General features: G+C 63.3%; 19 protein-coding genes. 6 read left to right on the top strand and 13 right to left on the bottom strand.

Annotated features, from left to right (window positions below):
- Positions 1-85: 85 nt before the first annotated feature.
- The 4 genes from secG to AB7828_RS04405 form a co-directional block, all read right to left on the bottom strand.
- On the bottom strand, positions 86-466 hold the full coding sequence (secG, locus tag AB7828_RS04420) for a preprotein translocase subunit SecG (protein ID WP_068730834.1): 381 nt from the start codon (positions 464-466) through the stop codon (positions 86-88).
- Between the two features lie 151 nt (positions 467-617).
- Positions 618-1,391: a triose-phosphate isomerase gene (tpiA, locus tag AB7828_RS04415; protein ID WP_441229492.1), complete on the bottom strand. Its 774-nt coding sequence runs from the start codon at positions 1,389-1,391 to the stop codon at positions 618-620.
- A gap of 57 nt (positions 1,392-1,448) precedes the next feature.
- A complete protein-coding gene (locus tag AB7828_RS04410) occupies positions 1,449-2,036 on the bottom strand; it encodes a general stress protein (protein ID WP_441229491.1) in 588 nt (195 codons plus the stop codon).
- A 16-nt stretch (positions 2,037-2,052) separates the two neighbouring features.
- A complete protein-coding gene (locus AB7828_RS04405; protein WP_441229490.1) occupies positions 2,053-2,382 on the bottom strand; it encodes a hypothetical protein in 330 nt (109 codons plus the stop codon).
- A gap of 233 nt (positions 2,383-2,615) precedes the next feature.
- On the opposite strand from AB7828_RS04405, the gene AB7828_RS04400 reads away from it, so the two are divergent.
- From AB7828_RS04400 to moaC, 4 genes are all read left to right on the top strand, one after another.
- Positions 2,616-4,529 (top strand): peptidylprolyl isomerase, encoded by a 1,914-nt coding sequence (locus AB7828_RS04400; RefSeq protein ID WP_089264519.1) that lies wholly within the window; start codon positions 2,616-2,618, stop codon positions 4,527-4,529.
- Between the two features lie 118 nt (positions 4,530-4,647).
- On the top strand, positions 4,648-5,667 hold the full coding sequence (gene trpD / locus AB7828_RS04395; RefSeq protein ID WP_120289973.1) for an anthranilate phosphoribosyltransferase: 1,020 nt from the start codon (positions 4,648-4,650) through the stop codon (positions 5,665-5,667).
- 7 nt (positions 5,668-5,674) lie between these two features.
- Positions 5,675-6,481 (top strand): indole-3-glycerol phosphate synthase TrpC, encoded by an 807-nt coding sequence (gene trpC / locus AB7828_RS04390; RefSeq protein ID WP_441229489.1) that lies wholly within the window; start codon positions 5,675-5,677, stop codon positions 6,479-6,481.
- Positions 6,482-6,483: 2 nt separating this feature from the next.
- Complete coding sequence (gene moaC, locus AB7828_RS04385; RefSeq protein ID WP_441229488.1) at positions 6,484-7,005, top strand: cyclic pyranopterin monophosphate synthase MoaC; 522 nt, start codon at positions 6,484-6,486, stop codon at positions 7,003-7,005.
- A gap of 21 nt (positions 7,006-7,026) precedes the next feature.
- On the opposite strand, the gene AB7828_RS04380 is transcribed toward moaC, so the two are convergent.
- From AB7828_RS04380 to AB7828_RS04355, 6 genes are all read right to left on the bottom strand, one after another.
- A complete protein-coding gene (locus tag AB7828_RS04380) occupies positions 7,027-7,482 on the bottom strand; it encodes a hypothetical protein (RefSeq protein WP_441229487.1) in 456 nt (151 codons plus the stop codon).
- Positions 7,483-7,578: 96 nt separating this feature from the next.
- The gene (locus AB7828_RS04375; RefSeq protein ID WP_184516217.1) at positions 7,579-7,806 is read right to left on the bottom strand and encodes a hypothetical protein; all 228 of its coding nucleotides are present in this window, start codon (positions 7,804-7,806) and stop codon (positions 7,579-7,581) included.
- Between the two features lie 203 nt (positions 7,807-8,009).
- Complete coding sequence (locus tag AB7828_RS04370) at positions 8,010-8,186, bottom strand: hypothetical protein (protein WP_439071537.1); 177 nt, start codon at positions 8,184-8,186, stop codon at positions 8,010-8,012.
- A 184-nt stretch (positions 8,187-8,370) separates the two neighbouring features.
- Positions 8,371-9,585 carry an ABC transporter substrate-binding protein gene (locus AB7828_RS04365; protein ID WP_441229486.1) on the bottom strand — a complete coding sequence of 405 codons (1,215 nt, stop codon included), beginning with the start codon at positions 9,583-9,585 and terminating at the stop codon, positions 8,371-8,373.
- Between the two features lie 67 nt (positions 9,586-9,652).
- A complete protein-coding gene (locus AB7828_RS04360; protein WP_231080802.1) occupies positions 9,653-9,976 on the bottom strand; it encodes a 2Fe-2S iron-sulfur cluster-binding protein in 324 nt (107 codons plus the stop codon).
- Positions 9,977-9,983: 7 nt separating this feature from the next.
- Entirely contained in the window at positions 9,984-11,132 is a 1,149-nt protein-coding gene (locus AB7828_RS04355; protein WP_441232194.1) for a cytochrome P450, read from the bottom strand.
- A 233-nt stretch (positions 11,133-11,365) separates the two neighbouring features.
- Between AB7828_RS04355 and AB7828_RS04350 the strand changes: the two genes are divergently transcribed.
- Both AB7828_RS04350 and AB7828_RS04345 read left to right on the top strand, forming a co-directional pair.
- Positions 11,366-11,914, top strand: a complete 549-nt coding sequence (locus tag AB7828_RS04350) for a MarR family winged helix-turn-helix transcriptional regulator (RefSeq protein ID WP_439063775.1) — start codon at positions 11,366-11,368, stop codon at positions 11,912-11,914.
- A 244-nt stretch (positions 11,915-12,158) separates the two neighbouring features.
- Positions 12,159-12,785 carry an HAD-IA family hydrolase gene (locus AB7828_RS04345; protein ID WP_439063774.1) on the top strand — a complete coding sequence of 209 codons (627 nt, stop codon included), beginning with the start codon at positions 12,159-12,161 and terminating at the stop codon, positions 12,783-12,785.
- Here the strand turns inward: AB7828_RS04345 and AB7828_RS04340 are convergent.
- The 3 genes from AB7828_RS04340 to AB7828_RS04330 all read right to left on the bottom strand — a co-directional run bounded on the left by AB7828_RS04340 (position 12,782) and on the right by AB7828_RS04330 (position 14,041).
- On the bottom strand, positions 12,782-13,507 hold the full coding sequence (locus AB7828_RS04340; protein ID WP_441229485.1) for a CbtA family protein: 726 nt from the start codon (positions 13,505-13,507) through the stop codon (positions 12,782-12,784). The genes AB7828_RS04345 and AB7828_RS04340 overlap by 4 nt on opposite strands.
- A 3-nt stretch (positions 13,508-13,510) precedes the next feature.
- Positions 13,511-13,693: a CbtB domain-containing protein gene (locus AB7828_RS04335; protein ID WP_089264725.1), complete on the bottom strand. Its 183-nt coding sequence runs from the start codon at positions 13,691-13,693 to the stop codon at positions 13,511-13,513.
- A 63-nt stretch (positions 13,694-13,756) separates the two neighbouring features.
- Positions 13,757-14,041 carry a hypothetical protein gene (locus tag AB7828_RS04330; RefSeq protein WP_439058230.1) on the bottom strand — a complete coding sequence of 95 codons (285 nt, stop codon included), beginning with the start codon at positions 14,039-14,041 and terminating at the stop codon, positions 13,757-13,759.
- Positions 14,042-14,054 lie beyond the last annotated feature (13 nt).

Genomic DNA, 14,054 nt, shown 5'->3' with positions numbered 1-14,054 from the left:
GACTTGAAAAACGAAATGATTGCAGCCCCTTGATGGGATCTGCTGATGCAGGACGGTAGTCCCCGTCCTGCATGGCGCCTCTGCTTTATTGCGAGCGTGGCGGTGCCGGGGCTGCAGGAGCCTGCTGCTCGTCGGATTTCTTCAGCGTATCCAGGAGACCGCCCGAGGTCGGCGGAGCCAGCGGCGAGCCCGGCTGCGAGACCGGCGCGGTGTTGCCCGGCAGGATCGAGGTCGGCTTGCGCTCATAGGTCGCGAGCCACGACAGGAACAGGCTGGTCAGGAAGAAGCCCACCGCAAGAACGCCGGTGGTGCGTGTCAGAAGGTTCGCCGTGCCGCGGCTGGACATGAAGCCGCCACCGCCGCCGCCACCGACGCCCAAGCCGCCGCCTTCGGATTTCTGCAGCAGCACCGTCCCGATCAGGGCCGCGACGATCATGAGGTGGATAACGATAATGACGCTTTGCATCGTGTCCTTCCATCGCAAGCACGCAGCGCCGATCGCCGGCTGCAGTCATGGCTTGCGGGGTTTGAATCCAGCGGTGTCTACACGATCGACCGGGGGATTGTCACCCCCGCGCCGACCGGTCTGGACCGCAAATTCCAGCATTCCGTGAGAGTTAGGGACAGCCCGCCGCGATCGCAAGGAAATCGGCCGCCTTCAGGCTGGCGCCGCCCACCAGCGCACCGTTCACATGAGGAACCGCCATCAACTCCCTGGCGTTGGATGGCTTGACCGAACCGCCATAGAGAATCCGGATCGAGGCCCCCTCGTTCTTAAAGCGTTCAGTCAAACGATCCCGGATAAACTTATGAACTTGCTCAACATCCTGGGCTGTCGGCGTCAATCCTGTGCCGATCGCCCAGACCGGTTCATAGGCCACGATCAGGTTGCCCGAGGTGGCATCATCCGGCAGCGAGCCTTTCAGCTGGATGCCGCAGACGTCGAGGGTCTTGCCGGCATCACGTTCGGCCTGGGTCTCGCCGATACAGACGATCGCCGTGAGCCCGGCGCGCCAGACGGCCAGCGCCTTTTCGCGAACCACGGCATCGGTCTCGCCATGATCGGCGCGACGTTCGGAATGTCCAATAATAACAGCGGTCGCGCCGGCATCAGCCAGCATTTCGGGCGCGATATCGCCGGTATGCGCGCCTGAGACGTTCTTGTGACAATCCTGCGCCCCGACTGAGACGACGTGGCGGCCCTCCTGCCCGAAGCTCGATGCCTTCGACGCGAAACTCGCCAGCAGCGTGACCGGGGGACAGACCAGCAGGTCGACCTTGTCCAGCACATCCGGCGCGCCGCGCAGCATCGCTTCAAACTCGGTCATCGACGCCTTGAGGCCGTTCATTTTCCAGTTGCCGGCGATCAGCGGCCGAACGGCATCAGTCATGAGGATATCCTGTCATTTGAAAGAGGTTATCTGAGCTAACAGAGGCGATCCGTCAGCTCAAGCCGACGTGGTGCCGCGCAGCCCACGTTCGCGCTTGATCTCTTCGGCAGTAAGGTCGGGTGCCGAGGGATCGAACTTGCTCCAGCCCGAGGACGCGAGGTCGCTGCGGCGCTTGGCGATATCGACCGAGGATGGGTGCAGCAACGCCTCGAGGCGGTCCTTGTCGGCCGCCTCGACCTTGGCACTGACGAGGCTACCGCCGCGGCGGATACTCTCGGCATAGACCTCGGCATCGTTCACGGCGACTCCGGCTTCGGCCAGCATCCCGATCACGCCACCAGCGGCGCCCGCGGCCACGGCGCCCGCTGCGGCCGCTGCCAGCCATCCGGCAGCCACGACCGGTCCGAGTCCGGGAATCGCCAGCAGGCCGAGGCCAGCCAATAATCCGCCGACCCCGCCAAAACCGGCACCGATCGCGGCGCCCTTGCCGGCGCCCGCGGCATAGTCGGGCGCGTACCATTTGTCGGCATTGTTGGCGATGATGCTGATGTCGTCCTCGGCCACGCCGGCCTCACGAAGGTTGATAACGGCCTTCTGCGCGTCGGCGTAATCGTCGAACAACCGGGAGATCGTCACCTTGCTCATCGCGCTATCCCCACCGTCATTCCGGATTCGCCGAGACGTTGCCCTTGTAGTCGACGCTGACATGGACCTTCTTGGATCCGCTCATCGCAGTGCCGCGCCAGATCCCCTGGCTGTCGTTCACCAGCGGCGACACGTCGACATAACCTTGTGACTCCAACGACTTGCGAGCCTGACCTTCGGTGAAACTATTGGCGCCGGGAAGTGGCGGCGTTTCTGTTTTCGGCTGCGAATTCGTCGACTTCGTCACCGTGGGATTCTGCATCGCCGGATTTGGCTGCGCGCCTGCCGGCGTCAGCGCCATCCAGATGCCGCAGGCGGCAACTCCCGATCGCCAACCGATGCGCATGATGTCTCCCGGCAGGCCTGAACGCCCGCTCAACAAAGCAGCAGCGGGCCGGAAAGTTCCATAGGCCGCTAATGCCTCGCGGTAGCGCCGGAAACCGCTTCAATCCGCCCCGCCCCAGCCGGTTGCGACCGGGCTTTTGCCACTTTATGATGCGCCTCCTATTTGGCGACGCCCTCCGGCCCCATGGGCTGCTGGTGCGAGCCGATTCCCCTCCTGACAGATAAGAAGACCCTATGCTTCGAGGAATGCGCAAAGCCTCATCCAACTGGATTGGCAAGACGATTATGGCCGTCGTGATGGGCGTGCTGATTGTCAGCTTCGGCATCTGGGGTATCGCCGACGCGTTCAAGGGCTATGGGCAATCCAAGCTCGCCACCATCGGCTCGACCGAGATCACGACCGAGCAGTTCCGCCAGCTCTATAACGACAAGCTGCAGCAGATTGGCCGCCAGTTCGGCCGCCCGCTGACCTCGGATCAGGCCCGTGCTTTCGGGCTCGACCGCCAGGTTCTGCAGCAGGTCGTCGCCGAAGCCGCCCTCGACGAGGACGCGCGTCGCAAGGGCCTCGGTGTCGGCGACGCCGAGGTGATGCGGCAGATCATTGCGGATCCGAACTTCCAGAGCCCGACCGGCGGCTTCGATGCGCCGCGCTTCCAGCAGTTGATCCGATCGCTGGGCTTCACCGAACAGCGCTACATCGCCGAACAGCGCAAGGTCTCTCTGCGCCGCCAGATCGCCGGCACGGTCACGTCAGGCGTCGAGCCGCCGAAAACGATGATCGAGGCACTGAGCCGCTATCAGAACGAGACCCGCACCATCGACTACGTGAAGCTCGATGCTGCGCAGGCCGGGACCATTGAGGCGCCCTCGCCCGAAGCCCTCGCCGCCTATTTCGACGAGCGCAAGACCCAGTTCCGCGCCCCCGAATATCGCAAGATTGCCTTCCTCGCCTTGACGCCCGACGAGATGGCGAAGTGGTCGACGGTGTCGGACGACGACGCCAGGAAAGTGTTCGAGGAGCGCAAGGACAAGCTCTCCACGCCGGAGCAGCGCCAGATCTCGCAGATCGTCTTCCCGAACGCGGCGGACGCTGAAGCCGGCCGCGCCAAGCTGAACGATACGTTCAAGTTCGAGGACCTCGCCAAGGAACGCGGCCTGTCCGCCTCCGACATCGATCTCGGCATGGTTGCCAAAGCGGGCATCATCGATCCCTCCGTCGCCAATGCCGCCTTCTCGCTGGCACCCGACGGTATCAGCCAGCCGATCACCGGACGGTTCGGCGTAACGCTGGTTAAGGTCGGCAAGGTTCAGGCCGGCACGACGCCGAGCTATGACAGCGTTGCCGCCAACCTGAAGCGCGATATCGCCATCGAGCGCGCCCGCGCCGTCGTGTCCGACATGCATAACAAGATCGAGGACGAACGCGGTGGCGGAGCCAATGTCGTCGATACCGCCAAAAAGCTCGGCCTCACCGCCGTCACCATCGAGGCCGTCGATCGCTCCGGCCGTACGCCGGACGGCCAGCCCGTTGCCGGCCTACCCACGGGTGTGGACGTCGTGACCCAGGCCTTCAACAGCGATGTCGGTGTCGACAACGACGCATTGCAGGCCGGCGGCGGTTACATCTGGTACGACGTGCTCGGCGTCACGCCGGCGCGCGACCGTACGCTCGACGAAGTGAAGCCGCAGGTCGAGGCACGCTGGCGCGAAGAGCAGATCACCACCCGCCTGCGCGACAAGGCTGTCGACATGGCGAAGAAGCTCGAAAGCGGCGCCAAGCTCGCCGACGAAGCCGCCGCAGCCGGACTCAAGGTCGTGACCTCCGCGCCATTCAAGCGCGACGCGAGCGACCCTGCCCTGTCGGCCGGCGTGATCCAGTCCGTATTCCGCGGCGTCAAGGATTCGGCCGGACAGGCGCAGGGTGCCACGCCGTCGGAATGGATCGTCTACCGGATCACCGATGTCACCGCGCCTGCGGTTGATATGGCCTCCGAAGACGCCAAGAAGCTCAAGGAGACGCTGCAGCGCGGGCTGACCGACGAACAGGTCGCGCAGTATGTCACCAGGCTCGAGACGCAGATCGGCACCAAGATCAACGCGGAAGCCGTTGCAATCGCCACTGGTGCCGCGAACAGCAACACCAATTAGGAAACCCACGTCGTCATTGCGGGCGCAGCGAAGCCATCCAGAAGCAACAAGCAAAGGCTGGATGGCTTCGTCGCAGATGTCGCCTGCAATGACATGTGCATCACTCTGAAAGCATCCGATGGACAATCTCAGGGCAATCATTGCCAAGGTCGCGACCGGCGCCTCCCTCTCGCGTGAGGAAGCCTCGGCGGCCTTCGACAGCATGATGTCGGGCGAAGCCACGCCTTCGCAAATGGGCGGCCTGTTGATGGCGCTGCGCGTGCGCGGCGAGACCGTGGACGAGATCACCGGCGCGGTTGAGGTGATGCGCGCCAAGATGCTGCGGGTCGACGCACCGGCCGGCGCTGTCGACGTGGTCGGTACCGGCGGCGATGGCTCCGGCTCCGTGAATGTCTCGACCTGCGCCTCGTTCATCGTCGCCGGCTGCGGTGTGCCGGTGGCCAAGCACGGCAATCGTGCGCTGTCGTCGCGCTCCGGCGCGGCCGACGTGCTGGCGGCCCTCGGCGTCAGGATCGATCTCACGCCCGACGACGTCAGCCGCTGCCTTAGAGAGACAGGCATCGGCTTCATGTTCGCGCCGGCGCATCATCCGGCCATGAAGAATGTCGGCCCGACCCGCGTCGAACTTGCCACCCGCACGATTTTCAATCTGCTGGGACCGCTTTCCAATCCGGCGGGAGTCACCCGGCAGATGGTCGGCGTGTTCTCGCGGCAATGGGTGCTGCCGCTGGCACAGGTGCTGAAGAATCTCGGCTCCGAATCCGCCTGGGTGGTGCACGGCTCCGACGGCCTCGATGAGATCACCCTCACCGGCCCGACCTTTGTGGCAGCGCTGGAGAACGGCAATATCCGCAGCTTCGAGATTTCGCCCGAGGACGCGGGCCTGCCGCGCACCGGTCCGGATTCCCTGAAGGGCGGCGACGCCCAGGAGAACGCCGCCTCACTGCAGGCCGTGCTCGATGGCAAGCCGAGCGCCTTCCGTGACGTCGCGCTGCTCAATGCAGCCGCGGCCCTGATCGTGGCCGGCAAGGTCAAGGACGTGAAGGAAGGCGTGGCACTCGGTCAGAAGTCGCTCGACAGCGGCGCGGCGCTGGAGAAGCTGAAGCGACTGGTCGCCGTCTCCAACGCCAACCTGTGAGACGACCATGTCCGACATCCTGACCAAGATCGAAGCTTACAAGCGCGAGGAAATCGCGGCGGCGAAACGCGCCCATCCGCTCGCATCCATCGAAGCGCTGGCCAAGGCTGCGCCCGCACCGCGCGGCTTCATGACCGCGATCCACAGGAAGCTCGACAAGAACGAGTTTGCGCTGATTGCCGAAATCAAGAAGGCGTCGCCGTCCAAGGGACTCATTCGCGAGGACTTCGACCCGCCGACGCTGGCCAGAGCCTATGAGGCCGGCGGCGCCGCGTGTCTCTCGGTCCTGACCGATACGCCGTCCTTTGAAGGGCATCTCGACTTCATGGTCGCGGCGCGCGCCGCGACCAAACTGCCGGTGCTGCGCAAGGACTTCATGTTCGACACCTATCAGGTGGTCGAGGCCCGCGCCCATGGCGCCGATTGCATCCTGATCATCATGGCTGCACTCGACGATGCGCAGGCGCGTGACATCGAAGACGCCGCCATCGACCAGGGCATGGATGTGCTGATCGAAATCCACGACCAGCCGGAGCTGGAACGCGCGCTGAACCTGCGCTCGCCGATGATCGGCATCAACAACCGCAACCTGCGCACCTTCGAGACCACGCTGACCGCCAGCGAAACGCTGGCGCCGATGATCCCCAAGGATCGTCTCAAGGTCGGCGAAAGCGGCATCTTCACGCCAGACGACCTCGCACGCCTCGAGTGCGTCGGCATCTCCACCTTCCTGGTCGGCGAAAGCCTGATGCGGCAGGCGGACGTGACGGCTGCAACGCAGACGCTACTCAAGCGCGCGAACGGAACGCATTGATCATGGCCGGCAAGACGAAAAAATCGAAGCAGGCCCCGGCCCTCACCCACATCGATTCCTCGGGCGAAGCCCGCATGGTCGATGTGTCGGAGAAACCGGCGACCGAACGCATCGCGGTGGCCGAAGGTCTGGTGGTCATGAGCAAGGCGACGCTCGACATGATCGTCTCCGGCAATGCCAAAAAGGGCGACGTGCTCGGCACGGCGCGTATCGCCGGCATCATGGCGGCAAAGCGCACATCGGATCTGATCCCGCTGTGCCATCCGCTGGCGCTATCCAAAGTCACGCTGGACATCACGCCCGACAAGAAACTGCCGGGCTGCCGCGTACGTGCGTCGGTCAAGGTCACGGGCCCCACGGGCGTCGAGATGGAAGCGCTGACGGCCGTCTCCGTCGCATGCCTGACAATCTACGACATGATCAAGGCCGTCGAGCGCGGTGTCCGCATCGAGGGCATCCACCTCGTCGAGAAAAAGGGTGGCAAGTCCGGGCACTATCTGGTCACGGACAACGCCGCGAATTGAATACTCCGCGGTCGCCCGGCGTCAGCCGCAGACATACACGCGCCGCCATCGCCAACCGTGATAAGTCCGCACCCGTATAACGTCATAGCAGTTGTCGTAATACGGATAGCCCGCATAGGCGTAGGACGAACCGAATCCGATCACAAACGGGGCGAAATTCCGGAAGTGGCGATTATGGTGGCCGAAGTGATGGAAGCCTCGATTGGACATTCCGGCGAAGCGTGCTCCGCCGGGCATGGCGGCGAAACGAGTTGCACCGAACCCGCCGCCGCGCAGGCCGCCCATGGCCATACCGCCGCCGCGGAAGCCACCTCCGTGGAAGGCACCTCCGTGAAAACCGCCACCACCGTGGAAACCACCCCCGTGCCCGCCACCACCGCCGTGGCCGCCCCCGCCGCGCGCCGAAGCATCCATCGGCACGGACGTCATGCCGATGGCCGCAATTGTGGCAAGTCCGATCAACATTTTCCTGAGCATGGCACACTCCCGTCGCAGGTGTGGGCCCCCATCCTCAGAACACCGGTTGCCGCAAATAATTCCCGATGATCGCCAGCGACATCGAACAAGTGGCCGTCACTTGATCATCGGACAACCGCCCTCGGCCATCGACCGCAATGCTGCGACAGCACGCTTCGACGAAATCGCGAACTGTTCGAGATCGCGCAGGCGCTCATCGAGCTGCTGTCGCCGCGCAACCATCTTTGCGGCCAGCACGACGCGCAATTTCTCATGAAGGTCCCAGAGCGCGTCATCACTGCGAAATCGCGATCCTGCGCCGTCATCGATCTTGTTTACGAACAATAACCGGGACCGCGCGCGACATGGGGGGTGTTTGGCGGCGGTCCCGGGCCAGATCAAGCGACCAACCGGACGGATGAGACATCCAGGCTGGTGCTCGTGGCGGGATCAGCACTACCAAGCAGGACAAGGCCAAGTGTGAATGCGCACTACTTAGTTACGCGCGCGCGTTGTAAGTTTTGCGGTAACCTGAATAGGGGCGGATTTCAGCGATCGCTGTCATCACGGTGCTCGCGCACGAGACGCTGCCGGCTGCGCTGCGGCTTCATCTCACTGACGATCCACGGCCCGATCTGCGCATCGAGATGACGCTCATATCGTTTGACCAGCAACCACGCAGCAGGTGGCAGCAGCAAGGCCATCAATCCAACCATAATCGACATTCCAAATCCTTTAAATCAAAGGGTTTCGATGTCATTAGGTACGTGGAATAGCCTTTTAGGTTTGAAATTGCCCGCATGTATTTTCTGCGGAGCAGCAAGTTACCTACCGATCCGCCAATTCCCGCAACTGGCCCCACATCGATACCGGGAACGACTGATGTTGCCGGTATCGATGCGCGACAGGCTACTTGATCATCGGACAACCACCCTCGGCCATCGGCCGGAACGCCTTTTCGGCAGGGATGGTCGAGAGCAGCTTGTAATAGTCATACGGCCCCTTCGACTCTGCCGGCTTCTTGATCTCGAACAGGTAGATCGGGTGAATGACACGGCCATCGGCGCGGATTGTGACCTCACCGAACAGCTTGTCCTTGCCCTTGAAGGTCTTCATCTGCGGTACGACGACACTGGCATCGTCGCTGCCCTTGGCGGCCACGGCATTGAGATAGGCCAGCGTGGAGGCATAGACACCCGCCTGATTGGCGCTCGGCATCTTGCCGTTCATGCCCGGCCGCGCCGCAAAGCGTTTGCCAAAGGCGCGGGTGTCGTCATCCATGTCCCAGTAGAAGGATTCCGTCAGCAACAGGCCCTGCGCGGTCTTCAGGCCCATGCCGTGAACGTCGTTGATGAAGATCAGGAATGCGACCAGCTTCTGCGGGCCATCCTGCATGCCAAACTCACCAGCTTGCTTGACCGCATTGATAGCATCCGCGCCGGCATTAGCCAGGCCGATCACCTTGGCCTTGGAGCTCTGCGCCTGCAGCAATAGCGAGGCGAAATCGGAGGTGCCGAGCGGGTGCTTCGATGACCCCAGCACCTTGCCGCCGTTCTTCGTGATGTAATTGGTGGCTTCGGCCTCGATGCCCTGCCCCAGCGCGTAATTCACCGTGAGAAAGTACCAGTCGTCACCGCCCCGCTGCATCATCGCCGCTGCGGTGGTGTTGCCGGTGGCCCATGCGTCATTGACCCACTGGATGGTGTTCGGCGAACAGTCCTTGCCGGTCAGGTCCGAGGTCGCTGTCGACGAGGCCAGGAACGTCATCCTGGTGTTGCGGGCGATATTGTTGATGGCGAGACCCACCGATGAATTCGGCACGTCGACGATGGCATCGACCTTCTCGACATCAAGCCATTTGCGCGCGATGGCGGAGCCGACATCCGCCTTGTTCTGATGGTCGGCATAGACGATCTCGACCTTGATGTTCTTGCCGCCGCCGTTGAAATCCTCGGCCGCCATCCGCGCGGCTTCCACCGAGCCCATGCCGTTGGTATCCTGAAACACGCCGGAAATATCGTTGAGCACGCCGACCCGCACCACATCGTCGGACACCTGCGCCTGCACTGCCGTCGCCATCACGCAGGATGCCGCAGCAGCCAAAACTGTCTTGAAGCCCTTCATTGTCGTCTCTCCCCTCTACCTTGATTGCGCGGGTCCGGACGTTGCCGGTCGCGGTCTTGCTTGCGAGTTATACCTGTCGCTCCGGCAGCCGGAGCACGAGGCCATCGAGCGCCTCGGTGATCTTGATCTGGCACGACAGCCGGCTGTTCGGCAGCCGCTCGCTGGCGACACCTTCCAGCAACTCATCCTCGTCGGCACCGACTGCGCCAACTTTGCCCAGCCAGTTGTCGTCGACATAGACGTGGCAGGTGGCGCAGACCGCGCCGCCGCCGCATTCGCCCGTAATGCCGTCGATGCCATGCAGCAGCGCCGTATACATGGCGCTATCGCCATCATTGGCGCGGACTGTCTCGGCACGGGTGTCGTGATGAATGAACGTAATGCTCGGCATAGGATCCTCAGGCAGGCGTGAAGGTAACCGGCAGGCTCTCCAGCCCGCGCAGCGTGTTGTTGTAGCGGCGCTTGACCTCGCCGGTGATCTCGATCGATGCGACCTTGCGCGCCAATGCGGACAGCATCACCTCACCCTCCAAACGTGCCACGAGCTGGCCGACGCACATGTGGATGCCGGAGCCGAATCCGACATGGCCGGACGTCTTGCGGGTGATGTCGTAGCGTTCGGGATCGGCCCACCGGCGCGGATCGCGGTTGGCGGCGGCCAGGAACATCAGCACCTTCTCGCCCTCACCGACACGACAACCACTGATCTCGACGTCGCGCGTCGTGGTGCGGAAGAAGGTCTGCACGGGGCTTTCGTAACGCACGGCCTCCTCGAAAGCATTGCGCGCCAGCGACAGGTCGTTGCGCAGCCGCGCGAATTCTTGCGGGTAGCGCGCCAGGCAATAAACGGCAGCGCCGATACCGTTCACCGTCGTGTCCAGCCCTGCTGACAGCAATGAGCGCACCAGCAGCGGCGCCTCGTCGGCGGTGATATCGCCGGTGTCGACCCGCGCATGGATGCAGGCGCCGAAACCGCCGGGCGCGAGATTGTCGCGCTGGCATTGCGCGGCGACATAGGCCTGATGCGGCGCCGAGCGTTCGATCGCGTCCTGGCGCAGCTGGTTCGGCGGACCGAAGGCATTGAAGACAAGACCGGCATAAGGCAGCAGGTTTTCGCGGCCCTCCTTCTGCAGTCCCATCGCATCGGGGAACACCGAGAGTGGATAGGCTTCGGCAAGATCCGCGACCGCGTCGAAACTGCGCCGCTCCAGCAGTTCGTCAACCTTGGCATCGGCGGCCGCGGCAAAGCCATCGCGCAGTTGCTTCATTACCGCGGGCGACAGGACCTTGTTGAGTACCGCGCGCGTGCGCGTATGCGCCGGCGGGTCGGCTTCGAGGATGAGGCTCTGCGGGCGCCACGGCTTCTCCCTGGCAAAGTCGCTGAGGCCCACGCCGCGGCTCGAGCAGAACGTCGCGGGATCGTTCAGGACTGCATGAACTTCGGCATAGCGCGCGACCGCGTAGACGTTCCATTTGTCGAGATACACCACGGGCCCGGCTTCACGCAGCACCTCGTGGGTGGGGTGAGGATCGGCGAAGAAGTCCATGGCGAAGGGATCGACGTCGAGGTGGACGACGGGCTGAGACGATGCGTCGTTCGGCAGGGCTCCGCCAAAGGACAGCACCGGCGGGGTGTGGGGCGATGCCGTCGTGACCGTGGCAACCATGTGAATCTCCCATATTTTCTTGTTGGCAATTGCGGCTGCGTGTCTCTATTCCTCAGGACCACGTGATCTCGTCGATTTCGACGACGTCATGCTGGCAGGCAGGATCGTGGTGCATGAGCAAGAATGGATCGGGGAAAACGGTTCGAAAGCCCGCCAAGGCGAAAGCGACAAAGGTCAATGTCAGGACTGTCGCCGCGAGAGCGCCCGCTTCCAAAGGCGGGCAGTTGCTCGATCTCGAGCGCTATGTGCCGGCCTTCATCACCTTCATTGCGAACAAGCTGTCGCGCAACGCGACCGCGCTCTATCAGAAGCGCTTTGGCGTGAATGTCACCGAGTGGCGCATCATGTCGCTGCTGGCCATCGAGCCCGGCATTCCCGCCTCGCGCATCTGCCACGTCATCGGCTTCGACAAGGGACCGGTCAGCCGCACGCTTGCCATGCTGGAAGAGCGCGGCCTGGTCGCCATCAACGCCGACCCGGACGACGCACGCACCCATTCGATTACGCTGACCACGAAGGGTCGCACGACCCATGACGCCGTCATCGTGACCGCGCTGGAACGCGAGCGAAAGCTGCTGTCCTGTCTGGATGAAAGCGAACGCGAAGTGCTGATCGACTTGCTGCGACGCATTCACGGCAATCTCGGCGCGGTAACCGGCTAGACCACCACGCGTTACTCGCGCGTCATCAATCGCCGTCCCGCACAAGCGGTCCACCATCGTTTCTCTCCCTGCAGGGCCCGGCAGTTGACTGCTCTAAGTAGCGCCCTCTTTGGAAAGGCTCTCACGAATTAGTTGCCTAGGCAACAGAAATATCGGGGCGGTTTGTCACGCGGAGGCAAGGATTTTCTGCCACCATCCGCTAACCTGCGCCGCACATGTTCAATCGTTGAGCCAAAAGATACAGATGACGATGTCGCTTACGCCAAATTCCGCAGACGCCCTGCTGTTTGATCTCGGCCGCGTCGTGCTGGATATCGATTTCACGCGCGTGCTGAAGGTCTGGTCGGACTACGCGCAGTGTACACCGGACGACATCGTGAGCCGGTTTGCGCGCGGCGACGTCTATATGCGACACGAGCGCGGCGAGATTTCCGACGACGCATTCTTTGCGCATCTGCACGACACGCTCGGTATCGATCTGACGCCGGCACAATTTCTCGAAGGCTGGAATGCGATCTTCGTCGGGGAGATGCCGGGCATCGCCGAACTCCTCGCGCATGCCTCGAAGCGCTGGCCGCTCTACGCGTTCTCAAACACCAATGTCGCGCATGTCACGCATTTCTCGGAACACCATGCCGATCTGCTCAGTCACTTCCGCACGGTGTTTCTGTCGTCCTCGATCGGGCTTCGCAAGCCCGATGCAAAATCCTATGAGCACGTCATCGCGGAAATCGGCATCCCCGCCGACCGCATCGTGTTCTTCGACGATCTTGCCGATAATATCGAAGCCGCTCGCGCTTGCGGATTGCAGGCCGTCCACGTCACCTCGCCGACATCGGTCGCCGAGGCGCTCAAGGCACTCGGGCTTTAGGTCCGCGAGATGCGCTGGAAGGCGATGCTGGTGAGGACGCCGAGCAGTGCCCAGAACAGCAGGCTGGTCAGGACCGCTGCAACGACGAAACTGTGCGACAGCGTTTCGGGGACATCCGTATGGCCAGCCGGCGCCAGCGGTGCGCCGATCAGGTGCGGCAGGACGATCAGGCCAAGGCCGAGAATGGCGGCCCATGACGCCTTGCGGAAGACCAGCAGGGCGAGCCCCGCCGCAGTGGCGCAGGCAGTGCCGATCCACCAGGTCTGGCGCAGTGTGAGGTCGGCGACAGGCATTCCAGGCAGCTCCGGCGGCAGGCCGAGGCCGGGCGCCGCCGTGAAGACGACGAAACCGCCGAGACCCCAGAACAGCCCTTCCCGCCAGCTCACGGCCCGGCCACGCAGCGCGAAGATGCCGGCCAGTAGCAACGCGAAGCCGATGGCCGTCAGGATATTGGCGCCGGTGGTGAAGGCATTGCGTTGCAAGCCCTCGGTGGGCTCCCATTCGGCCTCATGGCTATGGGCGGCGGCGCCATGGTCGTGCGTATGGGCGGGCTGCGCGGCAGCCGTCGGCGCAACAGCAGCCGGAGCTTCCGCCTTGCGCTCATAAACTTCGCTTTTCTGGATCAGGGGAATGGTCCCGACCATCTGGGCGCCGGTGATGGCAGCGCCAGTGATCACGCCAGCCAGCGCTGCCGAGAAAACGATCGACCTGAAGACGGACATGTCTCAGTGGCAGGGGAATGCGTTGGCGTGGCGCGTGTCGTGGGCCGCATTATGGACCGCGCTGATATGCGAGAAACCGACCACCCCGACGATAAACAGACCGAGCGCCATGGCCAGAACGGCCTGCACGACGACATTAACGTCAGTGGTGACGGCGGAGATCTGGGCGGTCTGGGTCTGTTGCATCGGAATCCTCGCGAAATAGAGGGCCAATTTAGCCGAGTTGCTCCGGCGGCGCGACCGTTAATTTTACATCGCGCGGGCGAGATCGCGGCTGGTCAGATGAAAGTTCGCATCTGCCGCTACCGACGCACGCACGAGCTTGGCGCTAGCCGCCGCCTGGAACACCGCTCTGTGGTCTTGAAAATAGGCCGCGCAGTCCTCCGGCGACGGGTAGCGCCGGAGCAGCGTCCGGAACGCATGACGGTGCACCATGCATAGCCCGCGATGGCCGGACGGCCGGAACGCCAGCGCATCGACATCTGCCCGCCAGACAGGCGCTTCATCGGCGGTTGCGGCGTGGTTGTCGGTCATGATCGCCGATGTC

It is taken from the genome of Tardiphaga sp. 215_C5_N2_1, assembly GCF_052076055.1.
Taxonomy (GTDB): Bacteria; Pseudomonadota; Alphaproteobacteria; order Rhizobiales; family Xanthobacteraceae; genus Tardiphaga; species Tardiphaga robiniae.
The sequence above is the reverse complement of the archived record's forward strand: the minus strand, read 5'-3'. Positions and strand labels throughout refer to the sequence as shown.